The 24,673-nt window shown below is 58.1% G+C and carries 20 protein-coding genes; 12 read left to right on the top strand and 8 right to left on the bottom strand.

Annotated elements, in window-relative coordinates; genetic code table 11:
- Positions 1 to 63: 63 nt before the first annotated feature.
- On the top strand, positions 64 to 1,479 hold the full coding sequence (locus RBB82_RS03875; RefSeq protein WP_433973805.1) for a serine hydrolase domain-containing protein: 1,416 nt from the start codon (positions 64 to 66) through the stop codon (positions 1,477 to 1,479).
- Between the two features lie 177 nt (positions 1,480 to 1,656).
- On the top strand, positions 1,657 to 3,009 hold the full coding sequence (locus RBB82_RS03870) for an SPOR domain-containing protein (RefSeq protein WP_433973804.1): 1,353 nt from the start codon (positions 1,657 to 1,659) through the stop codon (positions 3,007 to 3,009).
- A 182-nt stretch (positions 3,010 to 3,191) separates the two neighbouring features.
- Here the strand turns inward: RBB82_RS03870 and RBB82_RS03865 are convergent, their stop codons facing one another.
- On the bottom strand, positions 3,192 to 4,301 hold the full coding sequence (locus RBB82_RS03865; protein ID WP_433973803.1) for an alpha/beta fold hydrolase: 1,110 nt from the start codon (positions 4,299 to 4,301) through the stop codon (positions 3,192 to 3,194).
- A 183-nt stretch (positions 4,302 to 4,484) separates the two neighbouring features.
- Here RBB82_RS03865 and RBB82_RS03860 point away from each other — a divergent pair, with 183 nt between their 5' ends.
- On the top strand, positions 4,485 to 5,378 hold the full coding sequence (locus RBB82_RS03860) for a DUF4097 family beta strand repeat-containing protein (RefSeq protein ID WP_433973802.1): 894 nt from the start codon (positions 4,485 to 4,487) through the stop codon (positions 5,376 to 5,378).
- A gap of 77 nt (positions 5,379 to 5,455) precedes the next feature.
- Here RBB82_RS03860 and RBB82_RS03855 read toward each other — a convergent pair whose 3' ends face one another.
- Both RBB82_RS03855 and RBB82_RS03850 read right to left on the bottom strand, forming a co-directional pair.
- Positions 5,456 to 7,390 carry a PDZ domain-containing protein gene (locus RBB82_RS03855; protein WP_433973801.1) on the bottom strand — a complete coding sequence of 645 codons (1,935 nt, stop codon included), beginning with the start codon at positions 7,388 to 7,390 and terminating at the stop codon, positions 5,456 to 5,458.
- 114 nt (positions 7,391 to 7,504) lie between these two features.
- The gene (locus RBB82_RS03850) at positions 7,505 to 8,071 is read right to left on the bottom strand and encodes a glutathione peroxidase (protein WP_433973800.1); all 567 of its coding nucleotides are present in this window, start codon (positions 8,069 to 8,071) and stop codon (positions 7,505 to 7,507) included.
- 173 nt (positions 8,072 to 8,244) lie between these two features.
- On the opposite strand from RBB82_RS03850, the gene RBB82_RS03845 reads away from it, so the two are divergent.
- Positions 8,245 to 10,113: an APC family permease gene (locus RBB82_RS03845; protein ID WP_433973799.1), complete on the top strand. Its 1,869-nt coding sequence runs from the start codon at positions 8,245 to 8,247 to the stop codon at positions 10,111 to 10,113.
- A 226-nt stretch (positions 10,114 to 10,339) separates the two neighbouring features.
- Here RBB82_RS03845 and RBB82_RS03840 read toward each other — a convergent pair whose 3' ends face one another.
- Positions 10,340 to 11,668, bottom strand: coding sequence for a cysteine desulfurase family protein (locus RBB82_RS03840; protein WP_433973798.1), 1,329 nt, complete (start codon positions 11,666 to 11,668; stop codon positions 10,340 to 10,342).
- Positions 11,669 to 11,986: 318 nt separating this feature from the next.
- Here RBB82_RS03840 and RBB82_RS03835 point away from each other — a divergent pair, with 318 nt between their 5' ends.
- Positions 11,987 to 12,577: a DinB family protein gene (locus tag RBB82_RS03835; protein ID WP_433973797.1), complete on the top strand. Its 591-nt coding sequence runs from the start codon at positions 11,987 to 11,989 to the stop codon at positions 12,575 to 12,577.
- Positions 12,578 to 12,834: 257 nt separating this feature from the next.
- Here the strand turns inward: RBB82_RS03835 and RBB82_RS03830 are convergent, their stop codons facing one another.
- Both RBB82_RS03830 and RBB82_RS03825 read right to left on the bottom strand, forming a co-directional pair.
- On the bottom strand, positions 12,835 to 13,968 hold the full coding sequence (locus RBB82_RS03830) for a citrate synthase (RefSeq protein ID WP_433973796.1): 1,134 nt from the start codon (positions 13,966 to 13,968) through the stop codon (positions 12,835 to 12,837).
- Between the two features lie 124 nt (positions 13,969 to 14,092).
- Positions 14,093 to 15,181: an NAD(P)/FAD-dependent oxidoreductase gene (locus tag RBB82_RS03825; RefSeq protein ID WP_433973795.1), complete on the bottom strand. Its 1,089-nt coding sequence runs from the start codon at positions 15,179 to 15,181 to the stop codon at positions 14,093 to 14,095.
- Positions 15,182 to 15,308: 127 nt separating this feature from the next.
- Between RBB82_RS03825 and RBB82_RS03820 the strand changes: the two genes are divergently transcribed.
- The 7 genes from RBB82_RS03820 (at position 15,309) to RBB82_RS03790 (ending at position 22,336) form a co-directional block, all read left to right on the top strand.
- Positions 15,309 to 16,136, top strand: a complete 828-nt coding sequence (locus tag RBB82_RS03820) for a hypothetical protein (protein ID WP_433973794.1) — start codon at positions 15,309 to 15,311, stop codon at positions 16,134 to 16,136.
- A gap of 476 nt (positions 16,137 to 16,612) precedes the next feature.
- Positions 16,613 to 17,362: a TolB family protein gene (locus tag RBB82_RS03815; protein WP_433973793.1), complete on the top strand. Its 750-nt coding sequence runs from the start codon at positions 16,613 to 16,615 to the stop codon at positions 17,360 to 17,362.
- The gene (locus tag RBB82_RS03810; RefSeq protein WP_433973792.1) at positions 17,355 to 17,669 is read left to right on the top strand and encodes a hypothetical protein; all 315 of its coding nucleotides are present in this window, start codon (positions 17,355 to 17,357) and stop codon (positions 17,667 to 17,669) included. The genes RBB82_RS03815 and RBB82_RS03810 overlap by 8 nt, the downstream gene beginning before the upstream one ends.
- Positions 17,638 to 18,864, top strand: a complete 1,227-nt coding sequence (locus RBB82_RS03805; protein WP_433973791.1) for a prolyl oligopeptidase family serine peptidase — start codon at positions 17,638 to 17,640, stop codon at positions 18,862 to 18,864. The genes RBB82_RS03810 and RBB82_RS03805 overlap by 32 nt, the downstream gene beginning before the upstream one ends.
- A gap of 33 nt (positions 18,865 to 18,897) precedes the next feature.
- Complete coding sequence (locus tag RBB82_RS03800) at positions 18,898 to 20,079, top strand: acetyl-CoA C-acetyltransferase (RefSeq protein WP_433973790.1); 1,182 nt, start codon at positions 18,898 to 18,900, stop codon at positions 20,077 to 20,079.
- Between the two features lie 166 nt (positions 20,080 to 20,245).
- Positions 20,246 to 21,439: an OmpA family protein gene (locus RBB82_RS03795; protein WP_433973789.1), complete on the top strand. Its 1,194-nt coding sequence runs from the start codon at positions 20,246 to 20,248 to the stop codon at positions 21,437 to 21,439.
- Positions 21,440 to 21,562: 123 nt separating this feature from the next.
- The gene (locus tag RBB82_RS03790; RefSeq protein WP_433973788.1) at positions 21,563 to 22,336 is read left to right on the top strand and encodes a class I SAM-dependent methyltransferase; all 774 of its coding nucleotides are present in this window, start codon (positions 21,563 to 21,565) and stop codon (positions 22,334 to 22,336) included.
- On the opposite strand, the gene RBB82_RS03785 is transcribed toward RBB82_RS03790, so the two are convergent.
- Both RBB82_RS03785 and RBB82_RS03780 read right to left on the bottom strand, forming a co-directional pair.
- Complete coding sequence (locus RBB82_RS03785) at positions 22,280 to 23,104, bottom strand: hypothetical protein (protein WP_433973787.1); 825 nt, start codon at positions 23,102 to 23,104, stop codon at positions 22,280 to 22,282. The two genes, RBB82_RS03790 and RBB82_RS03785, sit on opposite strands and share 57 nt — an antisense overlap.
- Before the next feature lie 2 nt (positions 23,105 to 23,106).
- Positions 23,107 to 24,570, bottom strand: a complete 1,464-nt coding sequence (locus tag RBB82_RS03780; protein ID WP_433973786.1) for an L-serine ammonia-lyase — start codon at positions 24,568 to 24,570, stop codon at positions 23,107 to 23,109.
- Positions 24,571 to 24,673 lie beyond the last annotated feature (103 nt).

The raw sequence follows: 24,673 nt of genomic DNA, 5'->3' as shown, positions 1-24,673 counted from the left end.
ATGGATTGTGCTGTTCGGTTTGAGTGGTGGCCTATCGCTGGATGCGCTGGTAGTCTTTCGCTCATGATGAATTTCAGAGAACGGGCGGCGGCTGTTTTTGGGTTGGGTTTTGTGATCGTAGGTACGGTGGCTGCGCAGAGTTCGCTGCCCGCGGCTACTGTCGGTCAGATTGATGCTGCAGCTGCTTCGGTGATGACGGCTACGGGAGTTCCGAGTGCGTCGGTCGCGGTGGTGCAGGGTGGGAAGATCGCGTTCGTGAAGGCGTATGGCAAGGCTCGGCTGGAGCCGGTAATGCTGGCGGAGCCGGGGATGCAGTACTCGATCGGGTCGGTCAGCAAGCAATTCACGGCGGCGTTGATTCTGCTGCTGGTGCAGGATGGCAAGCTGAAGCTGGATGATCCGGTGGGGAAGTATCTGCCGGAGTTGACGCGGGCGAATGAGGTGACGGTGCGGCAGGTTCTGTCGATGACGTCGGGGTATCAGGACTTCTGGCCTGAGGACTACGTGATGACGTCGATGATGAAGCCGACGAATCCGCAGCAGATTCTTGATGTGTGGGGGAAGAAGGCGCTGGACTTCGAGCCGGGGACGAAGTGGCAGTACTCCAATACAAACTATGTGATTGCGGGGCGGATCGCTGAGATTGTGGCTGGGAAGCCGCTGATCGAGCAGTTGCAGGAGCGGATCTTTCGGCCGTTGAAGATGACTGGAGTTTTGAATTCGGATGCGAGCCGGTTACCGGAGAGCGATCCGACTGGTTATTACCAGCATGCTTTGGGGCCGCTGCGTCCTGCACCGCAGGAGGGTACGGGGTGGATGTTTGCCGCGGGTGAGCTGGCGATGCCTGCGAGCGACCTGGCGCTGTGGAATATCAGTTTGATGAACCGGGCACTGCTCGCGCCAGCTTCGTATGACGAGATGTTTCGTGAGGTGAAGCTGAAGGATGGCAGTGGGACGCACTATGGGTTGGGTGTGTTTGTTGGGGAACAGGATGGGCATCGTGTGGTGTCGCACAGCGGCGAGGTGTCGGGGTTCGTGTCGCAGAATGTGGTGTTTCCCGATGACAAGGTTGCAGTGACAGTGTTGACGAATGAAGATGCTTCGAGCGCTGCGGGAGCGCTGGCGCGGAAGGTCGAGTCGGTGCTGCTGAGTGGAGCTGGCGGGGGCACGAACTCGGCGGCTGCGGAAGAGCAGGCGCTGAAGATTTTTTCCGGACTGCAGGAGGGTAAGATCGACCGTTCGCAGTTGACGGCATTTTGCGATGCGTACTTCACGGCCGAGGCGGTGCAGGACTTTTCAACAAGTTTGAAGCCGCTGGGAGCACCGACGAGTTTCAAGCAGGTGGCCGAGGAGCAGCGGGGTGGCATGACCTTCCGGGTTTTCAATGTTGGTTTTGCTGGTAAGCAGGTGCGGGTAACCACTTACGAGGAGCCTGACGGCAAGTTCGAGCAGTACCTGGTGATTCCGGCGGGAAGTTAGTTGCTCTATTTGCCAGTTGTTCGATATGTCCACATTGAGACGTGCGGAGCAATGAAGGATAATAGGTCGTGATTGAGACGCGCTGGCAGTGCGGAAGCGCCTTATGTGATTGCTTGTTGGGTTTGCCGTCTGCGGCGTTTCTTCCTCGGTTCGAAATTCTAAGAATGGATGCGAACGATGGAACTTTGGACCGAATACGAAGGTAGAACGATCGATGGGGCCTTTCGGCTCACCAAGCTGATACGTCCCGAAGGTAGGAGCGCGTTTTTTTCGACCTCGAATGGGACTGGCATCCCGACCGTTATACGGTTGATCGAATCGCACTTCGATGATGACGAGATTCTGGCGCGGTGGCGTGGTGTTCAGGCGCTGGACCATGCGAATCTCATCAAGCTGAAGAGCTTTGGACAGGTCACGGTGGACGAGACGTCGCTGGTTTATGCGGTGATGGAGCCGGTGGAGGCGAACCTGGGAGAGATTCTGGCGGAGCGGCGGCTGAGTGTAGTCGAGACCAAACAGGTTGCCACGAGTCTGGTGTCGGCGATTGGAGCGCTGCATTCGAACGGCTTTGTGCATGAGCATATCGAGCCGGCAAATGTGCTGGCGGTGGGCGAGGAGATCAAACTGCGGAGCGACTGCATCCGGGAGACTCCTGAAGGCGATGAAGGAAGTGAGCTGAAGCGATGGGATGTGTACGACCTCTCCGTTGTGTTTCTGCAGGCGTTGACGCAGCACAAGACACTGGAGGAGGCAGAGCGCGAGCTTCCGCTGCAGGCTCCGTTCGATGAGATCGTTCGCAAGGGGATGAGCGGGGAGTGGCGGCTGCCGGAGATTGCAGCAGCGCTCAATATGAGTGGAGAGGTGCCGCCGGTTGTGCGTGCCTCCGTTGCGATGCCAAAGGTTGAGGTTTCGCGTCCTCTTGCTCCTGTGCCTGAGGCGCAGTCGGTGGTTGCACGAAGCGTTCCTGTTCCGGTGGATGAGGTGGATGGTGAGCCGCGAGGTATTGAAATGAAGCGGCTGGTCATCGGCGTTGGCGCGATGTTGCTGCTGTTGGTGGTGTGGTTTTTTGTGCATGGCAGAGCGGCGAAGTCGAACGGAGCGGTGCAGCAGACGGCTGCTCCTCCGGCGGTTGCGCAGGGGAGTGATGCGGCTGCTCCGAGCGCTGCTGATTCGACAGCGCAGGCTCCTGCTATGCCCGCGCCTGAAGCAGCGCCTGCTGCCGCGGCTCCGGCGAGTGTTCCTACGGCTTCGGAGACGAAGACTGCGGGCGATGCTCGCGGGCAGTGGCGAGTGGTTGCGTATACGTATAGCCGTGAGGCGCAGGCGCAGCAGAAGGTGGCTAGTGTTGCGGCGAAGCATCCACAGCTAAAGCCCGAGGTGTTTACGCCGAATGGGCATGCGCCTTATCTGGTGGTCGTTGGCGGGGCGATGAGCCGGGATGAGGCATTTGCGCTGGTGAGGAAGGCGAAGGGCGAAGGATGGCTGCCTCGCGACAGCTATGCGCAGAACTACAGGGGAGCTGGGCGGTAGGCGCTCTTTTCGATGTGTGCCTGGGTAAGGAGGGCGGTTCGCGCCTAGCGCGAATAACCCACCCTTTGCGATGAGACTGCAAAGGATGGGCCACCCGTCTTTGTTCCTTTTCTTTTCTACCTTCTTACTTTTTTGCCCGGTTCGTTATTTTCGTTGTTGGATTTGTAACCCAATCTGTTTCTTTATTTCTTCTCGGTTTGGGCAAGGAAGTCTATGAGGTATTGCTTCCATACGGTGGCCTGGGTGTGGGTGCCGTGGCCGCGGGTGGCGTCGGAGATGGGGATGAGGATGAACTTTGCGTTCGGCATCTTCGTGACCATCTTTTCGGCGATGCCTAGTTCAGGTGGGTTGATGAAGTCGTCTGCGGAGTTGATCCAGAGGACCGGCGCGGTGATCGTCGCCAGCTTTGGCGCTGGGTTGTAGTTGCGCGAGGCGTTGACGTAGTAAAGGAAGTTGTTGGCGTCAGTGTGGGCGATGTCGGCGGCGATGGCGCGGTCGATGAAGGCTTCGGCCTGGACGCGGGTGGGGAAATTTTTCTGGAGTTGGAGGGGAGCGCCGCCTGCGATGATGATGAGGTCGTTGGCGCCGCGAAGGCCTTCGGCGGGTTCGGTGGTGTATTCGCCGTTGTTCCATGCCGGGTCGTGCTTGATGGACTCGATGGCCATGTAGCGCCACATGCGATTGCGGCCTGCGAGTTCGACGGGGAGGCAGGCGAAGGGCGCGAGTGCGTCGGAAAATTGAGGGAAGGTCTCGCCCCAGACGAAGGATTGCATGCAGCCCATGGAGGTGCCGAGGATGAGACGGAGATGGTCGACGTGGAGGCCATCGGTGAGCATGGCGTGCTGTGAGGCGACCATGTCGTCGTAGTCGTATTGGGGGAAGTGCATGTGGAGACCGTCGGATGGCTTGGATGATTCACCGTGGCCGATGTCGTCCGGGAGGATGATGAAGTACTTTGTGATGTCGAAGGGTTGGCCGGGACCGAAGAGGACGTCGGAGAAGACGGGGTTGAGGAGCGAGTGGGCGTCGCCGCCGGTGCCGTGGAGGAGGAGGATTGCGTTGTCGGTGTGGCCGGCGGCGTCGCGGTGCGGCTGGCCGAGGGTGAGGTAGTGGAGCTTCAACTCAGGGATGGTTTCGCCGGTGCCGAAGTGGAAGTTCTTGATGATGTAGGTGCCGTCCTGAGTTGGCCACTTGGTGGGAGCGGGCTGGGAGTGGGCGGCGATCGTCGAGAGAGCAGCGAGAAGAATGAGGTGGGTAAGGTTGCGGGTCAGTCGGGTTACTGAGGTCGGCATCAAGAGCGGCTCCCGGGTGGTGATATATGTGATATCTCAAAATATACCTTCACGGAGGAATTTCTGGTCGAAGGGGGCGCCCTATTGCGGGTGAGCTGGCAAATTTTAGCGGAAACGCTCTATTTAGTGTGGCTGGGAACAAGATTGTAAGGTTTGGCGTACAGGTGCTGTAGGAGAAACTCCATGCGTCTTACGTCTGCCCGGTCTACGGGCCTTGCTCCAGTGTTGGCGGTAGCGTTGCTTGCTGCTGCAGCGTCCTCTTCTTTTGGCCAGAACAATGAGCATGAGTGGCAGAAGGATTATCCGCTTGGGGGTGCCGCTTCACTCACCGTTCAAAGTGGCGATAGCCAACTAACTATTCACTCCTGTGGCGAGTGCAAGGCAATTCAGGTCCGTGTGCATTCGGGGAGAGACCTGAGCCGATATGTGCTCGAAGAGCGTCAGGAAGGCAATCATGTCTTTTTCTCGTTGAAAGAAAAGCCGCATGTGGGCGTAGTTATTCATTGGACAGAGAAGGATGCTACGCAGGTCAGCATAGAGACTCCGGCAAATCTGGAGCTTGATGCGAGAACGTCGGATGGGAATTTGTCAGTGGCGGGTTTGACCGGCAACCTGAAGGTGCATTCCAGCGACGGTAGAGTTTCGCTCGAGGATGTTCATGGAGAGTTGCGGCTGACCACTTCTGATGGAAATGTGACCGTCCACAACGCCAGCGGCACGATCGACGCGAGGGGCTCCGATGGGCACATGAAGGTTGACGGCCAGTTCACTGCTGTCAATCTGCATACCAGTGATGGAGGTCTCGACTTTGTGCTTGCGGCGGGTTCGCAGTTGACTGCCGCATCAAGTATTGAGAGCTCCGATGGCAGTGTGTCGGTCGTGGTGCCTAGGAATCTCGCTGCCGATCTTGATATTTCGTCGCATGATGGACGAATCAACTGCATACTTCCGATAACGACAGACAACTACAACAGCGCTGATTCCGGAGGGCACCATCTTCACGGGCATCTGAACGCTGGCGGAGTTCCGTTAAGCATTCATACCTCGGATGGAAACCTGAATATCGCTAGCCTGTAGTCCTGGTTGGTGGACTGAGTTAAAAAGCTACGGCGTGGAGTCAAGTACTCCACGCCGTGGCTTTTGCGACGTGCGTGCTATTCGGGTTCGCTGCTTCCGTCCGTTTTCTTTTCGGCTGGGATGGGTTCGGGTTTGGTGAGGGGTTTGGTGATGTCGTCGAGGTAGGCGGGGGTGCCTTCTACGCGGACGAGGGTGGGGTAGCGTGGGCCGTCATGGTAGTCAACGTCGGCGGTAGTGACGAAGGCGTCGTGCTGCAGGATGAAGTGGATGGGCTCTGAGGTTCCTTTTGCTTCCTTGACTGCTGCCTTGAGTGTGTCGTTGGAGAAGACGTTCCCGTTGATAGCGACGATCTTTTCGCCGGGGAAGAGTTTCGCCTTGTCGGCAGGGCCATTCCAACGGACGTCGGTGATGTTGCCTTCTTTATTGACTCGGAGGCCAAGGGAATACCACGCATTGGTGCCAATGCCATAGCGTGCGTAGGTGGTGGCGACGGTGCGCTCGGACTTCGAGGGCTTATCGGTGTAAACGAGCTTGTAGCCGCCACGCTCGATGCCGGCGAGGTCGGCGCGGGTGTTCAGGTTGTCGATGCGTTCGTGGATGAAGGTCGCCCAGTCATACGGCATGACCTGGTTGAGGTCGGCGATGAGCTCGTCACGGTTGTAGGTGACGATGAGTGGGCCGGTGTTGCCGCGTTTGCCGAGGAAGATGTGAAGGAAGTCGGTGAGAGACTTTTTGTTGTTGGTCTTTTCGCGGATGAGGGTGTCGGCGTCGAGCCAGAAGAGCTCGCCCTCCTGGTAGTAGTCCTGGCCACGCTTCCAGTTGGACCAGGCGGGGTTGCCTCCGCGGAGGATGCTGGCAGCGATGGCGGTGTCTTCGGTGCTGCGCCAGTCACGGCCGGGCTTGTAATCAAGCTGTGCGGCTGAGAGAGCGAGCATCTCGCGATACTGCTCCTGTGACTTGAGGCCGGAGCGGGCGGCGAGGACGTTGCCGAGGTAGTGCGTCATGCCTTCGTAGACCCAGAGGAGCGAACCCTGCTGCATCTTCTCGAAGTCGTCCTGATAGAGGTTGAAGGGGCGACGATATTTGCCGTTCCAGGAGTGGGTGAACTCGTGGGAGAGCAGGTCGGCCTCGGGAAGCTGGTGGTCGGCGTCCGAGAAGCCCTTTTCGCCGACACCGTTGTCGGAGGACTGGCCATGCTCGAGGCCTTCGCCGCCGGCCACGTCAGATAGAGTGAGGAGGAAGTGGTAGACGTTGTAGTGGCGGGAGTCATAGGCCGCACCAGTCTCGCGGACGAGGTTGTTGAGCTCGACGAGGAGAGCGGGGCGCAGCTTGGAGTCTTCGGGTGAGTCAGAGACGACGTCGATGTAGTGCTTCGGGGTGATCTCGGGTGCGAGGGCGAACTCGTGGAAGTACTGGCCGGTGATGACGGGGGAGTCCTCGAGCTGTTCGACGGTGGTGGGGGCGTAGTGGGTCAGGCCGCCCTTGGGGTTTTGTGGATCGTAGCCGTCGGTGGGAGTGAGTGCGGTTCCGATGCCCCAGCCTGCGGGGACTTTGACGGAGGGTTGGATTGCGATGTCTTTGACTGGTGTGTTCGCCGGGTAGAGGAGGAGCTTTTCCCATTCGAGGACGGCGAGCTTGTCGCTGACGCGGGCGGTGACGATGCAGTCGAGGTGAGCGTGGAGGGTGGTGACGCCCTCGGGGACGGTTACGTGGAACTCGTAGAGGTCTTCATCGTCGCGACGCCAGGGGAGGACCTTGCCGTTGGCGGTGAAGACGACTCCGGTGATGTCGTCGACTGGGCCGGTGGGGCGGTGGTTGCCTGGGATCCACTTGGGAGTGGTGAGAGAGACGGGGCCGGGCTGGACGGGGATGTCAACTTCGGCGTGGTAGACCTTGCGGGGAGCTTCGGAGAGGTCGGCAGTGATCTGGATTGGGGTCTTTTGTGCTTGCAAAAGGCTGGGGGTGGCCAAGGCGAGCAGGGCCAAGGGAAGTACAGCGGTACGGCTGATCATGAACGGTGCGTTCCTCTCAGAGCAACTGAAGATTTTTAGATATTAGATAGGACGAACGAGTAGAAGAAAGGACGCAGACTGACTTTAGGGATCAGTCTGCGCCCGGTGGACACGTTAGGAGTTGAGGGCGGATTCGATGGCTGCGACGACGGCGGGGTCGTCGGGCAGGACTTCCGGGGAGAAGCGGGCTACGACTCGTCCATCGCGGCCGATGAGGAACTTTTCGAAGTTCCAGAGGATGCCGGGTTCGGGATTGGTGGTGGTGCCGTGCTGCTGGAGGAAGCCGTTGAGCTTTTCGCGGAAGCCGTCGCGGCTGGGGCTTGTGGCTTTGGGTTCGGCGGCGATGAGGGACTGGTAGAGGGGGTGGGTGTCGGGGCCAGTGACGGTGATCTTCGAGAACATGGGGAAGTTGACGCCGAAGGTGGAGCGGCAGAAGGTCTGGATGTCTTCGTTGGAGCCTGGCTCCTGAGCGCCGAAGTCGTTGGCAGGAAAGCCGCAGACGACGAATCCGGAGTTCTGGAAGCGGGTGTAGAGCTTCTCGAGAGCGTCGTACTGGGGGGTGAGGCCGCATTTGGAGGCTACGTTGACGACGAGGAGGACCTTACCGCGATGTTCGGCGAGCGAGGTGCCTTCGCCGGTGATTTTGCTAACGGGAATGTCGTAGAGGGCAGCAGTGGACATGGATTCTCCTGATATTTGTTTCAAGTCAATTATAGGTAGATGGTTATTTTGCGTGCGCGACTTTTCGCGTCGCGGAGAGTTTATGGAATCTTTACGATTTTTTGGGACGTGCTGAAGATTAAATGCAGAGAAAAGGTGGGTTCAGTTGACGGTCGAGGTACGATCTAAATCGTATGTCATTAACTGATTCAATTATTGGTAAACCCTTAGCTACGAGTGAAGAGCGGGCCGAGCATATCGGCGTCGCGGCCGGAATACCCATCTTCGGGCTGGATGCGCTGACGAGCGCGGCGTACGGACCTGAGGCGGCGATGACGCTGCTGATTCCACTAGGCTTGGCAGGGGCGCACTACATTGTGCCGGTGATTTCGGCGATTTTGATCTTGCTGGTTATCGTGTTCTTCAGCTACCGGCAGACGATCGCGGCTTATCCAAGTGGCGGCGGCTCGTACACGGTGGCGAGCGAAAACCTGGGCGATGGTGCGGGGCTACTGGCTGCCGCGGCGCTGATGATCGACTACATTCTAACCGCGGCGGTGGGGATTTCGGCTGGTGTGACGGCATTGACCTCGGCGGATGCGAGGCTGGCACCACATACGCTGGCTCTCTGTTTGGTTATTCTGGCGGTACTTGCGATTGTGAACATGCGTGGGGTGAAGGACACCGGTGCGGCGTTTATGGCACCAACGTTCTTATTCGTCGGTACGCTGCTGGTTGTAATCGGCGTAGGTGTTTACCGGACGATCACAAGTGGTGGCCATCCGATGGCTGTCATGGCTCCGCCGACCGCTCTTCCAGCTACTGTGAAGTATCTCGGAATCTGGTTGCTGATGAAGACCTTTGCGAGTGGATGCGCGGCGATGACGGGTGTTGAGGCTGTGTCGAATGGCGTGATGGCGTTTGGCGAGCCGCGCGCGAAGAAGGCACAGAGTGCACTGACGATTATTATCGCGATCCTGATTGTGTTGCTGTTTGGAATCGCGTGGCTGTCGAGAGCGTACGGAATTACCGCGATGGAGCCGAATGCAAATCAGTACCAAAGCGTATTGAGCATTTTGGTGCGAGCGGTCTTCGGTAAGGGTTGGTTCTACTTCCTGACAATGGGGAGTGTTTTTGTGGCGCTGTCGCTGAGCGCGAATACGGCGTTTGCCGATTTTCCCCGGCTGGCGCGAGCGATTGCGATACGGGACTATCTGCCGCATGTGTTCATTCTGCGCGGGCGGCGCCTGCTGTACTCGCACGGTATCTATGCGCTTACTGGATTCACTGCAGTGATTCTGATTCTGTTCGGTGGCGTGACGGATCGGTTGATTCCGCTGTATGCGATTGGTGCGTTTCTCGCGTTTACCCTTTCGCAGGCCGGAATGGTGGTGCACTGGTTGAAGATGGAGAAGCATACGGGACGTCTGTGGCACGCGTTTGTGAATGGCTTTGGCGCGGTTGCCACGGGGATTACAACGATCGTGGTGCTGCTCGCTAAGTTTGCTGCAGGGGCCTGGGTGACAGCGTTGCTGGTGCCCTTCCTGATCGGGATCATGTGGGTGGTAAAGCGGCACTACTCGCGGGTGAAGCGAGAGATGGCGGATATGACGCCGCTGAATCTGGTGAATCTGCAGGAGCCGATTGTGGTGATTCCGATGGCACGATGGGATCGCATTACAGAGAAGGCGATGCGGTTTGGGTTGCTGCTATCGAAGGAGATCAAGGTGGTGCATGTCCACTCGGATGATGAGGAGGGCAGCCTGGATGAGATATGGGACGACTTTGTGAAGGGGCCGATTACGAAGGAAGGGCTGCAGGTTCCGGAGTTGGTGACGATTCCGTCGTCGTACCGGTTCATCATCAATCCGCTGATGGACTACATTCTGGAGCTTGAGGAGAAGAATCCGGGGCGGAAGGTGGCGGTGCTGCTGCCGGAGCTGGTGGTGCGACACTGGTGGGAGAATGCGCTGCATAATCAGCGGGTTCAGTTGCTGAAGCTGCTGCTGCTGGTGAAGGGAAATCAGAGAATTGTGGTGGTGAATATTCCCTGGTATTTGTGAGGCGTGGTGGGGCCCGTTTTTGCTGGGGGTTTTGAGGAAAACGGGTGTTTTATCGTGGTGTTTTGATGGTGAATTTGTGGTGAGATGCGTGGTGGAACGTGGTGTTTCGCTGCGTATTTTTTCCTGACGAAAAATGCGCCAACTTTTTGAGATTTATTTTTGTGTATGCAAACCGCCTCTTGATGAGGCGGTTTTTTCTTTAGCTGGTTATGCAGAGATTAGCTGGTTACGCAGTAATCTGGGCCGGAGTTTGGGTCTCAGGCTTGTTCCATGTTGGGCTCAGGTCGCGGAGGCGGGCTATGGCGGTGGGGATGAGGGTGAGGGCTTCGTCGACCTCTTCGGTTGTGGTGAGGCGGGAGAGGGAGAAGCGGATGCTGGCGCGGGCGCGGGCCGGGGTAAGTCCCATGGCGGTGAGGACGTGGGAGGGTTCGGTGGCGCCGGACTGGCAGGCGGAGCCTCCGCTGACGGAGAGGCCCTTGAGGTCGAGGGCGATGACGAGGGCTTCGGCTTCGACGTGATCGAAGTAGAGGTTGGTGGTGTTGGAGACGCGGGGGGCGCCTTCGCCGTTGACGCCGCACTCTTCGACTTGAGAGAGGATGCCTTGCTCGAGACGGTCGCGGAGGGCGGTGAGGTGTGTGGGGGAAAGAAGATGGGTGACTGCGGTCGCGTTGTCACGCGATAACCCACCCTTCGCAAGAGGCGCGAAGGATGGGCCACCCGGATCTGTGGCGGAGGATGGATTCTTGGCGGCATCTTCTTCGGTGAGCCAGGTGTTGGCTAGTTCTGCGGCTTTGCCGAGAGCGACGATGCCAGCTACGTTTTCTGTGCCGGCGCGGCGCTGGCGCTCGTGCGAGCCACCGTGGAGCATGGGTGCGAGGCGGACGTTGCGGCGGACGAAGAGGGCGCCGATTCCCTTGGGCGCGTAGATCTTGTGGCCGGAGAGGGTGAGGAGGTCGACGTCCTTGAGCGGGCCTTTGGGGCTGAGGTCGAGGGGGAGACGGCCGACGACTTGAACGGCGTCGGTGTGGAAGAGGGCACCGGCGGCGTGAGCGATGGCGGCGAGTGTGGCGATGGGCTGGATGACGCCGGTCTCGTTGTTCGCGAACATGACGCTGACGAGCTTTGTGTTGGGACGGATTGCGGCCAGGAGCGCTGTTGGCTCGATGACTCCCTGCGGAGTGCTTGGAAGGAACGTGACTTCGACGTCGTTTTTCGCGAGGGATTCGGCGGCGCGGAGGATGGCGTCGTGCTCGATGCTGGTGGTGATGAGGTGGGCGGGCTCGTTTTTTAAGGTTTTGAGCGTGCCGAGTGTGCCGAAGAGGGCGAGGTTGTCGCTCTCGGTGCCGCCGGAGGTGAAGACGATCTCTGAGGTGCGGCAGTGGAGCAGGCGGGCGATTTGATCGCGGGCGTGGTCGACTGCGGCGCGGGCGAACTGGCCTTGCTGGTGGATGGAGCTGGCGTTGCCGTAGTGCTCGAGAAAGAACGGTCGCATGGCCTCGAAGACCTCGGGGAGAAGAGGCGTAGTGGCGTTGGCGTCCATGTAGATTCGTCGCATCGTTCTATTTTACCGATTGTGAGGGTCGTCAATCATTGGCCTCAGAGTGCACGATGCGATGGCGGCTCATGTCGGTACTTTTGAACTCTCGGCCGATGCGACTCGTAGTAGTGGAGATACGGTGATGAAGTAGGTTGGTGTGCAAGGATTTTTGATGGACTAAAGATTTTGTGAGACCAATGGCGGTTGGGTTGTGACGAAGCATGTAGACCGGCTTGTTTTGAGTTCGCTTCGTGACACAGCGAGGTCTGAAATCTGATACGCTTAGCGCGGCTCTGCGGCCTTTGGCTGCAGTGAATTTCAAATATCTGGAGAACGATGATGATGAAGCGGATGGTTGTGGCGTTGGCGCTTGCGGGTTGTTGTTGCGTGAGCGGTGTGCAGGCTCAGATGGATACAAAGGCTCCGAAGATTGCTCCCGGGACGATGATCGAGCCGGCGAAGAGCTTCGATGGGATGCTGAGTGGGATGGAGAGCGAGTTTGTGCCGCTGGCTCAGGCCATGCCGGCGGAGAAGTATGACTTTGCGCCGAGTGCGGCGATCTTTGTGCCGGGGCAGGGGAGCGAATATGCGACCGTGAGCAGCTTTCGGAAGATGGTGCTGCATGTGGCGGCGGCGAATTATTATTATGCCAGCCAGGTGAGCGGGACCAAGCCGGATGTGGATGTGAAGGGGTTGGCCAATATCAAGGGCAAGGACGCTGCGGTCGCTGCGCTGCAGGCTTCGTTTGTGTTTGCGCATAAGGCGTTTGGGACGTTGACCGTTCAGAATGCGTTTGAGAGTGTGCAGGGGACGGAGACGCGGGCGAGTCTTGCGGGTGGTCTGGTGGCGCATGCGAACGATCACTATGGACAACTGGTGGAGTATCTGCGGATGAATGGGATTGTGCCTCCGGCTAGCCGGAAGTAGTTTTTTGCGATAGCTGTTATGTGGTGATGGGCAGCCTTGGCGGCTGCCCATTGTCGTTTGAGAAGAGTTTGTCTCGGCGAGGTTGAAATCGGGGTGGGCTTCGGAGACGCTCTTTGGAGAGAGCGGTTCGCACGTGGTGCGAATAACCCACCCTTTGCGATGAGACTGCAAAGGATGGGCCACCCGGTGTTTTGTTAGCCACTTGGTGCTTATCACCCGGCGTCTATCAGCCAACCGTGTTTGAGTTCGGAAATGGTCTAGCGCTTTTCGATTGGGGTGTAGGTTGCTGGGTAGGCGGGGCCGGTGTAGTCGGCGCGGGGGCGGATGAGGCGGTTGTCGTCGTGTTGCTCGATGACATGGGCGGCCCAGCCGGAGATGCGGCTGACGGCGAAGATGGGGGTGAAGAGGTCGATGTCGATGCCGAGGGTGGTGTAGGTGGAGGCGGAGTAGAAGTCGACGTTGGCGTTGAGCTTCTTTTCCTGCTTCACGAAGAGCTCGATCTTGCGGGATAAGTCGAACCACTTGGTATTGCCGTCGGCTTTGCCTAGTTCTTCGGACATGCGGCGGAGATGGGTCGCGCGAGGATCTTCGGTGTGGTAGACGCGGTGTCCGAAGCCGGAGATCTTTTTCTTTTCGGCGAACATCTGTTTGACGTAGTCGACTGGGTCGGCTCCGGCTTTGTCGATGGCGTAGAGGAGGCGCATGGTGGCCTCGTTGGCTCCGCCGTGGAGTGGGCCTTTGAGTGCGCCAATGGCTCCGGTGATGGCAGAGTGGATGTCGGCGAGGGTGGCGGCGATGACGCGGGCGGCGAAGGTGCTGGCGTTGAGCTCGTGGTCGGCGTGGAGGATGAGTGCGATGTCGAAGGCGCGGGTGGCGGTGTCGGATGGCTTCTCGCCGTTGAGCATCCAGAGGAAGTTGGCGGCGTGGGAGAGAGATTTGTCGGCTTCGACGAGGGACTTGCCCTTGCGGATGCGGTCAAAGAGGGCGACGATCATCGGGATCTGCGCGGTGAGGCGGAAGGATTTGCGGACGTTGGCGTCGTGGGAGCTGTCGGCTTCGTCGGCGTCGTAGATGCTGAGGAGAGAGACGGCGGTGCGGAGGACCTGCATGGGCGTCGCGTTAGTGGGGACGGTGCGGAGGAGGTCGATTATTTTTGGGTTGAGCTCGCGTGCGGCGGAGAGATGTTTGGTGAAGTCGGCTAGCTCGGAGGCGTTGGGTAGTTTGCCGAACCAGAGGAGGTAGGTGCACTCCTCGAAGGTGGAGCGCTGGGCGAGTTCGTGGATGTCGATGCCGCGATAGGAGAGGACACCGGAGTCTCCGTCGATCCAGCAGATGGATGAGGTCGTGGCGACGATGCCTTCCAAACCTTTGGTTGCGATAGCGGTAGACATAGTGGGCCACTCCTGGAGCCGTTCCGTGCGGGAACAAACTAAGTACATCTGGTTATAGCGCAGCGGAGAAACGGTTGTCACGAAGGGATGGGCGAATATCGATGCGCTTGTGCGACTAAGGTACTTAGGCGGTTTGAGGCACGGCGCGGCCTGGTGAGAACGATGTGAGGTCGACAGACGGAGTTTCGTTGGAGAGGAGCTGCGCCATGACGAGTGCGGTTGCGGGGGCGAGGAGGATTCCGTTGCGGTAGTGGCCGGTGGCGATGAGGTGGTTGGGATCTCCGGGGAGAGCACCGAGGAGGGGAAGGCCGTCGGGTGTTGCGGGACGCAGGCCGGACCAGGCTTCGAGCTGTGGGGTGTTGGCGATGGGAGGAAGCAACGCAGCGGCGAGTGCGCGGAGGTGATGGATGTCGTCGGGGTGGATGGATTTGTCGAAGCCGGAGTCTTCGATGGTGGCTCCGATGATGGCGCGGCCTGCGGCGGGGCCAGTGGTGCGAGGGACTATATAGATGTCGGGTGTGCGGACAACGAAGTGGAGAGGGAGTGAGGGAGGGAGTGCGACGGCGACCATCTGGCCCTTTCGTGGCGCGATCTGGAGATGGGAGAGGCGAGAAGTGGTAGTGGCCCAGGCTCCGGTGCAGTCGACAAAGCGCGATGAGTGGACGGTGCCGGTGGCGGTAATGATTTCGATCGAGTTGCTGGTGGAGCGAGTTGAGAGGAGTGAGGTGTTGGGGCGGAGGTCGATGGTGGTGGAGTGGACGGCTGCCAGGAGTGCGGCGGCGAGTTGGCGGGGATCGAGGCTGTGCTCGTCGAGGAGGATGAAGCGGTGGCCGGTGGGTGTGAGCGCGGGCAGGAGATGGGAGAGATCTTCTGCTGTCAGGTCTGCGGGGGTGAGCTCGTTGGGTGAGTTGTGTTTCGGATGGAGGGATTGGAGGGTGGTGTGGGTTTGAAAGGGGACGCGGATGGCAGAAAAGTTGTAGAGCCGGTCGAGGAAGGCGGGGTAGAGTGAGAGGCTGAGGTCGGCGAGGGGTCGGAGTTGAGGGGGGTTGTCAGGATCCTGCGCGGCTAACATTCCTGCGGCGGCTGTTGAGGCTTCGGCGAGGGGATCTCCTTGATCGAGTACGGTGACACGATGGCCGCGGTGATGAAGTTCGAGTGCGAGGGAGAGGCCGATGATGCCGGCGCCGGCGATGCAGATGTCGGGATGGTGCATGGTATTAGTTTAGTGGGGTTCGGAGAGAGGATATAGTTTGGTTGTGTCTGTTTCTCGAACGGATGAGCGGTTGATGAGTTTGCAGGTGAAGCGTCAAAGGAAGTAGAGAAGCATTTCAGGAGAGTGTATGAGCGACGAGTACGTAGAACAGAGATCGATCTCAGGGCCATTGCTGGGAGTAGTGGCGGCTGCATTGCTGGCGGCGCTGGGCGGGCTGTTGTGGTGCCACCTTCTGCAGAACAAGATGGACGTGGCGGAGCAGAGGATCGTCGCGGCCGACCAGAAGAACGTTGACCTGACTGAGAAGCTTGAGGCGACCAATGCACGGCTGCGGGCGACGAGCGAGACTCTGGGCCAGACTGTCGGGATGACTCAGAAGCAGATCGAGATCCGGACGCAGAGCATCATTGCGCAGCAGAAGGCTTCGACGGCGAAGCTGGAGCAGGAAGCTGCGGCGAACTCCCAGAAGATTGGTGCGGTGTCGACCGACGTGGCCAGCGTGAAGACGGACGTGGGCGGCGTGAAGACGGATGTTGCGACGACGAAGTCTGACCTGGAGGCGACCAAGACGCAGCTGAACCGCGTGGTGGGCGATGCGGGTGTGATGAGCGGGTTGATTGCGACCAATCACGATGAGCTTGAGATTCTGAAGCATAAGGGCGACCGGAACTACCTTGAGTTCACGCTGCAGAAGGGCGCGAAGCCGACGTTGCTGTCGACGGTGAAGCTGCAGTTGAAGAAGGCGGACGAGAAGCATTCGCGCTATACGCTGAATGTGAGCTCGGACGATCGCACGATTGAGAAGAAGGATAAGGGGCTGGATGAGCCGGTGCAGTTCTACAACGGCAAGGATCCGGTGCTGTATGAGCTGGTTGTGAATGTGATCAGCAAGAACACGGTGTCGGGGTATCTCTCGACGCCGAAGAGCGGCGGGAGAGCGGCTGCAGCACAATAACGACAGGTGATTGCAGATGCAGAAAGGGGGACGCTTATCGCGTCCCCTTTCTGTTTGCCTTGGTTGGATTACTTTTTGGTTGCCTTTTTTGCTGCCTTCTTCGCTGGTGCCTTTTTGGCTGCTTTCTTGACTGCCATGTGCCTATTCTCCCTAGTGATTAGACATTGACTTTACAACTAGCTGCAATGCAGCTAACGAAGGTATAGATTTACGTAATTTCACTGTCAAGGAAAAAATGAAGGTAAAGCAATTTTCTTTTTGCGCGTGCGAACTTGAACGGTAGGAAGTTTGCATTTGAGGATGGCGATTTTTGAGTTGAAGGAAGCGATCGCGCGTCCAAAAAAAATGAGAGTGAAGAGTTGGATCGACTACGACGTTCGTGTGATGCGTGTGTGAGCTATAGTCATGGAAAGCAAAAAACACAACGTCTTGCGGTACTCGGCGAATGAGATTTGAGTACGACTGGAGAGCACTTGATGCGGGTTAAGAACGTGATCGCGATGGTTGTCTGTCTTGTTATAACGACCGCTCTGGTGGCGGAGAAGCGCAACATTACTGAAAAAGATCTCTTCAGCTTTACGTGGATCGGGGATACGCAGATATCGCCTGATGGAAACCGCGCAGTGTTTGTGCAGACGACGGTGAATGCGAAGCACGATGGGTATGAGACTGCGCTGTATCTGTTGGACACGAACCAGCCGATGACTCCTCCGCGGCGGCTGACGAACGGTCCGCGTGACACGCAGCCGCGATGGTCGCCGGATGGGACACAGATTGCTTTCGTTCGCGCCGTTGAGAAAGATGGCAAGCCGCAGCCACCGCAGCTGTATCTGCTTTCGATGGCTGGAGGCGAGCCGGTGCAGGTCTCGGCGTTGGAGAAGGGGATTGGTTCGGCGCAGTGGGCTCCGAACGGAAGGTGGATCGCGGTGCTGAGCGACACGTTGATCGTTCCTGTACCGAAGGTGGAGAAGAAGGAGGGGGATGCAGCGAAGGAGGAGGAACATAAAAGCGACATAAGGATCATTACGAAGGCGGTGTACCGTTTCAACGGCCAGGGGTACATCGATACGAAGACTGCGTCGCAGCTTTATGTGTTTTTCTGTGGCGAAGGTGGGGTCGAAGCCGGTGACGCCCTTGCAGGTGACGGCGGGTCGGTTCGATGTGGACGAGTTTGCCTGGCATCCGTCGTCGAACAGTCTCTATTACACGTCGGAGCATGTGGATGAGCCGTACTATGACCTTCCGCATAATGAGATTTACAAGCTGGAGCTGCCGACGGATGAGTCGGTGAAGGACGAGAAGACGCCTCCGCCGGCGAGTGTGCTGGTTGCGAAGCTGGCGTACTCGGCTTCGGGTGTGGCTTTCTCTGCGGATGGGAAGCGGATTGCATTTCATGCTGAGGAGAACCTGCCGAAGCCGAGGTCGCATCAGCAGACCGATCTGTTTGTGATGGATATCGATGCGACGCAGGCGGGGTCGGGAGTGCCGCCCGTGCGTAATTTTGACTGCGAACTACGACTACGAGATGGGTGAGGGAGTTGGCGGCGACAATACAGCTCCTCGTGGGGGTGGACATACCGTGTTGGTTTGGTCGAGTGACGGGAGTTCGATCGTCGACGTGGTGGGGAAGCAGGGTAGTGCTCTGCTGGTGTCGGTGGATGTAGCTACGGGTGCGGTGAAGGAGTTGACGGCAGAGAAGCAGGCGGTGGTGGGGTACAGCGTGAGGCCGGATGCGACGAAGATGTTGGCGTTGATCTCGACGCCGGTCAATATTGGGGATCTGTTTTCGGTTGCGATGGATGGGTCGAAGCAGCAGACGCAGCTGACGAAGGTGAATGAGGCTCTGTTCTCGCAGTTGAACCTGACGATGCCGGAGGATATGCAGGTGACGCCGACTGCGAATGCTAAAGACATTGGTGGGAGCAAGATCGAGTCGTTCGTTCAACTGCCGCCTGAATTCGATAAGGGGAAGAAGTATCCGTTGATTTTGAATATTCATGGCGGGCCGCATGCGGCGTATGGATGGGTGTTCGACCAGGAGATGCAGTGGATGGCGGCGAAGGGGTATGTGGTGGTGTATCCGAATCCGCGCGGGTCGACGACCTATGGGCAGCAGTTTGCCAATGTGATTCAGCATAACTATCCGGGCGATGATTTTCACGATCTGATGGACTGCGTGGATGCGGTGGTGAAGCTGGGATATGTCGATTCGTCGAAGCTGGGAGTGACTGGCGGGAGCGGCGGAGGGTTGCTGACGGACTGGACAGTGACGCAGACGACGCGGTTCAAGGCGGCGGTGTCGCAGAGGGATATCGCGGATTGGTCGAACTGGTGGTACACGGCCGACTTCACTCTGTTTCAGCCGACGTGGTTTGAGGGTGCGCCGTTCGATAAGACGGAGGAGTTCAGGAAGTACTCGCCGATTACTTACATTACGAAAGTTCAGACGCCGATGATGTTCATCCTTGGCGAGGCGGACTATCGCACGCCGCCGACTGCGGGTGGAGAGGATTTCTTTCGTGCGTTGAAGTATCGGCACATCGATACGGCGATGATTCGGTTTCCGGGGGAGAGTCATGAGCTGTCGCGAAGTGGGCAGCCATGGCATCGCGTGGAGCGGTTGGAGAATATCGTGAATTGGTTCGACAAGTATCTGATGGGAGTGCCGGAGCCGCAGTATGACATTGTGCCTGCGAGCGTGGCGCCGGCTAGTGTGAAGGCTAACTAAAGGAGTAGAGTTTTCATCGAGGTGTTTTGATCGATGAAGGATGTTGTGATTGTTGCTGCAGTACGGACGCCGGTGGGGAAGTTTCAAGGGGCGTTCGCGGAGATGACGGCGGTACAGCTGGGTGCGATTGCGGTGCGCGAGGCGGTGAAGCGGGCTGGGATTGATGCTGCGAGTGTCGATGAGTGTTTGATGGGATGCGTGCTGCCTGCGGGGCTGGGGCAGAATCCGGCGCGGCAGGCGGCGTTCCAGGGTGGGTTAGCGGACACGGTGTCGGCGATGACGATCAATATGGTTTGCGGGTCGGGGCTGAAGGCCGTGGCGCTGGCGGCGCAGGCTGTGATGGCTGGCGATGCGGAGATTGTTGTTGCCGGTGGGATGGAGTCGATGTCGAATGCGCCTTATCTTCTGCCGCAGGGGCGGAAGGGATTTCGCATGGGCGACTCGGTGGTGGTGGATTCGATGGTGAAGGATGGGCTGTGGTGCGCGTGTGAGGACTATCACATGGGTATCACGGGGGAGAATGTCGCGGAGAAGCACTCGATTACGCGTGAGGAGCAGGATGCGTATGCGCTGGCGTCGCATCGAAAGGCAAGTGCTGCGTGGAAGGATGGACGGTTCGACGCGGAGGTAGTACCTGTTAGCGTGCCGGGGAAGAAGGGCGCGGTGACGGTGGTGTCGCGCGATGAGAGCGTGCGAGATGATGCTTCGGCTGATGCGTTGGCGGCGTTGAAGCCTGCGTTCAAGAAGGATGGGACAGTGACTGCGGGGAACGCTCCTGGTGTGAATGATGCTGCCGCGGCGGTGGTGGTGATGTCGGCGGAGAAGGCGAAGGAGTTGGGACTGAAGGCACTGGTGACGATCAAGGCGCAGGCGACGAGTGGCGTGGCTCCGAAGTGGGTGATGCTGGCTCCGGTGACGGGAGTGCAGAAGGTGTTGAAGCGAGCGGGTTGGCAGAGGGATGAGGTGGAGTTGTTCGAGTTGAACGAGGCGTTCAGCGTGCAGGCGCTGAGGGTTATGAAGGAGTTGGGGCTCGATGCAGCGAAGGTGAATGTGAATGGTGGGGCGGTGGCGATTGGGCATCCGATTGGTGCGAGTGGAGCGCGGGTGCTGGTGACGCTGATCCACGAGATGATGCGGCGCGATGCGAAGAAGGGTGTGGCGGCGCTTTGTCTGGGTGGTGGCAACTCTGTGGCGCTTGCGGTGGAGCGGGGATGAATATATGTCAGTTTTAAGAAGTTCTCTGCGATGGCCAACTAATTTTCGAGGGAGAAACATCCAAATCAACTAAGTCTTCGTACGCTTAGATGACGTACGGCAGCTCGGGCCCTGTAATGAATTCCTTGTCGTGACTTTGTATTCCCGGTCCACAAAAGGAGAGATTATGGCGGGTTCTATCTTAGAAAATCTGATGAGTATGTTGGGGCCGCAGGTTGTTGGTCAGGCTGCATCGCAGCTTGGCGAGTCACCGGATACGGTTCAACGTGGGCTGCAAACGGGAGCTGCTGCTATGCTCGCGGGAGTTGCAGCGAAGGCCGGACAACCTGGATTTTTGAGCCAGATATTTGGTTTGATTACGAATCCGGCGAATAGCGCAGGTGCACTTTCGGGTGTTACTTCGAATTTAGGTTCGTTGGTTTCGGGCGTGGCGAACTCCCCCATCTCTACACTCGGCAGTCAATTTCTGTCGACGATCTTTGGGTCGAATACGTCAGCGGTTGCTGACTCGGTCGGTCGTGCTGCGGGGCTCGGCGCAGGCAAGGCTGGATCGTTGTTGGCTATGGCTGCTCCGCTGGTGCTGGGAGTTCTGGGGCAGCATGTTCGACAAAACAATTTGAGCGCGACCGATCTTGGCAACACGCTTAAGGCGGAGGCTCCGAGCTTCCAGCGATTTCTGCCTGCCGGGTTGGGATCTTTGTTTGGAGGGGCACCGAGCCTTGCGGCTGCGACGGCAGCTCCGGCGCAGGTCGCTGCTGCCGGGAATCGCTGGTTGTGGCCCATTATTTTGCTGGTTGCGCTCGCGCTGCTGGGCATATGGTTTCTCAATCGCACGAAGATTCCAGTTGATGAGTCGATGCAGACGATGTCGAATGCCGGTGCGACTGCTTCGTCGGCGCTGGGTGATTTTTTCAAGACGAAGTTGCCGGATGGCGTCGAACTGAATATTCCCAAGTTTGGTATCGAGAACAAACTGATCGCCTTTCTCTCTGATTCTTCGAAGCCAGTGGATACGACGAGCTGGTTCAACTTCGATCGCTTGCTGTTCGATACGGGGAAGGCTACATTGCAACCGTCTTCGCAGGAGCAGTTGGCAAACATTGCTGCGATTTTGAAGGCTTATCCGACCGCTCACGTGAAGATTGGTGGCTATACCGACAATACTGGCGATGCTGCGGCTAATGTTGCGCTGTCGGATGCGCGTGCGAAGAACGTCATGGATGCGCTGGTTGCTGCGGGTGTCGATCCTTCACGGTTGGAATCGAAGGGGTATGGCGATCAGTATCCAGTTGGGGACAATGCCACGGATGAGGGGCGTTCTCAGAACCGACGTATCGCTTTGCTGGTTACGCAGAAGTAATTGCGTTCAGTGGAGAGGGCCTTTTTTGACGATGAAGCCGGTGCAGTGAACCTGCATCGGCTTTGTTTTGTGCGGCAGTCTGGATGTGTGGCCGCAGGAGCTTCATAATGCGTCTAACTGGACATGATGAAACATGCGGAGAGATTTACCGGTCGCGCTGCGGGGTACGAAAAGTATCGGGTGCGGTATCCGGTGGCAGTGATTGAGATCCTGACAGCTCGTTGTGGGCTGCAGCGCGAAGATCTTGTCGCGGATATTGGCGCTGGGACAGGGATGTTGTCGGAACTTTTTCTTGAGAACGGGAATGCGGTTGTTGCAGTAGAGCCGAACGATGAGATGCGTGCGGTTTGCGAGCAACTGGCATCGGCCTGGCCTGGATTGACGGTTGAGAAGGCTACGGCGGAGGCGACCGGGCTTGATAGCGCTTCTGTGGACTTTGTTGCGGTGGGGCGGGCTTGGCATTGGTTCGATCGAGAGAGAGCTGTGGCTGAGTTCCGTAGAGTGCTGAAGCCGGGCGGTTGGGTAGCGTTGGTGTCCAATCGACGCTACAAAGACGGGTCAGAGGAGTACGCGGCGTATGAGGCGATTCTGACGGAGTTTGGAGACGGGCGTGGCGAGACGGAACGAGAGACGCGGAGAGCGAAGGAGATTGCGCCGCTGTTTGGCGAAGGCGCGGTGGTGGTGCGGGAGGAACTGCGAGGAGAGCAGATGCTGACGCTTGAGGAGTTCTTAGGGCAGACGCAGTCTTTCTCGGTTGCTCCGCTGCCGGTAGATGCGAAGTATGAGGGGATGCAGACGGCGCTGCGGGATTTTTTTGCGAGGTTTCAGCAGGATGGAGTGCTACGGATGGGAACGCTTTGTTCGGTGATGGCTTGTCAGGTGAGTTGTAGAGCTTAGCTTACTGCTCCCACCACATAGGCCTACTAAATTCAAGAGACGCGTAGGCTCGGTCGTCGGAAAATTTTCTTTAATAAGCTGGTTTAGTTTAGGTCGATGTTGTTGAACAAGTGCGTCAAGTTCCCGAGCAAATTCGTAGTCAGTTGAAAGTGGGATGTCTCTGATGAAATTCCATCGAAGTTCTTCATCCGTTCCGCCAAACTTCATGATCTGCGAATCAGCAAACACTTGTACGGACTGTTCATCACGAAGTGAAACGGCCACCTTCTTCGATTTGATTGCATCGATCTCGCTCGGAAAATCACTCCACTTTTGGAGGCCTAAAGTAGAGTCACGGTTCGATAGGTTTCGTAGCAAAGAATCTGCAGTCCATAATTTTTTGTGGTTTCCATGCTGTATGAAGTGCTGGATTTCATGGGAAAGGGTCAGGATGATGCTGATTTCAGATTCCAGTGCGCGATGGTGCAAGTAGATAAGAGTCTCGAATCCGTCTTTTTGAGTAAAGGTATCAGATATCATCTCGATGATTCGTTGCGGAAGGATGTTGTATCCGCTTTCGAGTAGAGGGAAATGAAATCCGCGAAACTGATTCCCAAAGTTCGAGTCAAGTTCCGGTGTATCGGCATGATCCAACAAACAAATTACTTTGCGCTCTGGGAGTTCGCTACCAAACCATCCGAATACTTCTTGGCAAAGCGACTCTTGAGCCTCTTTCAAAGAGGAATCTCCTCCGGTCACTCGGATCTCGATGTTCAGCTTATCTTTCATACTTAGCACTCGATGATGTTGAGGGCCAGGCCGGCGAGGCTTGTTTCTTTGTAGCGGGATTGCATGTCGAGGCCGGTCTGGTACATGGTGGCGATGACCTGGTCGAGGGAGAGCTTGTGGTCGCCGGTCTCGTGCATGGCCATGCGGCAGGCGTTGATGGCTTTGACTGCGCCCATGCCGTTGCGTTCGATGCAGGGGATCTGGACGAGCCCGCCGATAGGGTCACAGGTCATGCCGAGGTTGTGCTCCATGGCGATCTCTGCGGCGTGTTCGACCTGGGCGTTGGTGCCGTTGAGGGCCGCGACTAATCCTCCGGCGGCCATGCTGCAGGCTACGCCGACCTCTCCCTGACAGCCAACTTCTGCGCCGGAGATGCTCGCGTTCTCTTTGTAGAGGATGCCGATGGCTGCCGCGGTGAGGAAGTAACGGATGATTCCTTCCTGTTTTTCTTCCGCGGTTCCTTCGATGAAGTGCGTGTAATAGTTCGCGATGGCGGGGATGACGCCTGCGGCTCCGTTGGTGGGTGCGGTGACAACTCGGCCGCCTGCGGCGTTCTCTTCGTTGACGGCCATTGCGTAGACGGTGACCCAGTCGATGGGGGCGAGGGGGTCTTTCGAGCCGATGGTGTTGAGACGTTCGGCGAGGCGATGGGCGCGGCGGCGAACGTTGAGGCCTCCGGGGAGGATGCCTTCGGTGGCGATACCGCGTTCGGTGCACTGTTGCATCGTTTGCCAGAGAGCGAGGATGCTGGCGCGAATCTTTTCTTCGGGGGATTCGGTGCTCTGTGAGAAGGCAGGCTTCGGGCGATTGATTGTGAGGGCGGAGTCTTTGAGGAGAGCTACCTCGTTGGCGAGGAGGAGTTCGGCGATGGTGAGGTTGTGCTGCTTCGCAGTGGCTAGAAGGTCGGCCGCGTTGCGGAACGGATAAGGGACGGTTCTAGTGCTGACGGGGGTCCCAGCAGTGCGCTCAGCTACAAATTCGGAGTGGGAGACGATGAAGCCGCCGCCGATGGAGTAGAAGATTTCGTTGGCGAGGACCTCACCTTTCTCGTCGAGGGCGGTGAAGCGCATGCCGTTGGGGTGCGACGTGAAGGTGGGGTCGGGGTACATCTGGTTGCGGCGGAAGTTGAGGTTGGTGGCTTCGGTGAAGGGGATGGTCTTGCTGCCATTGAGCCGGAGCGAGCCGCTGGAGTGGATGGCGGCGATTGTGGGTTCGACGGATGCGGGATCGACGGTGTCGGGCGCTTCGCCGAGAAGGCCAAGGAGGACGGCGCGGTTGGTTCCGTGGCCGATCCCGGTAAGCGCGAGAGAGCCATAGAGGTCTACGTTGACCGACGCAGTGCGAGCGAGAAGGCCGGTGGACTGAAGCTGGCGAGAGAAGCGAAGGGCGGCACGCATGGGACCGACTGTATGCGAGCTGGATGGTCCGATGCCGATTTTGAAGAGTTCGAAGAGGCTGGTGTTCACGACTTGATCACGACTTGTTTCATTGTAATGGTCTGTCTCATGTGTTTGGTACGAGCGTATAGGTCAATCAATGATGACAGAGTTGATGCGTGGGTCTTCCTGC

It is taken from the genome of Tunturiibacter lichenicola (genome assembly GCF_051013355.1).
Classification (GTDB): Bacteria; Acidobacteriota; Terriglobia; order Terriglobales; family Acidobacteriaceae; genus Edaphobacter; species Edaphobacter lichenicola_F.
Note: the sequence above shows the minus strand (reverse complement) of the source record. Positions and strands in the feature narration are given on the sequence as shown.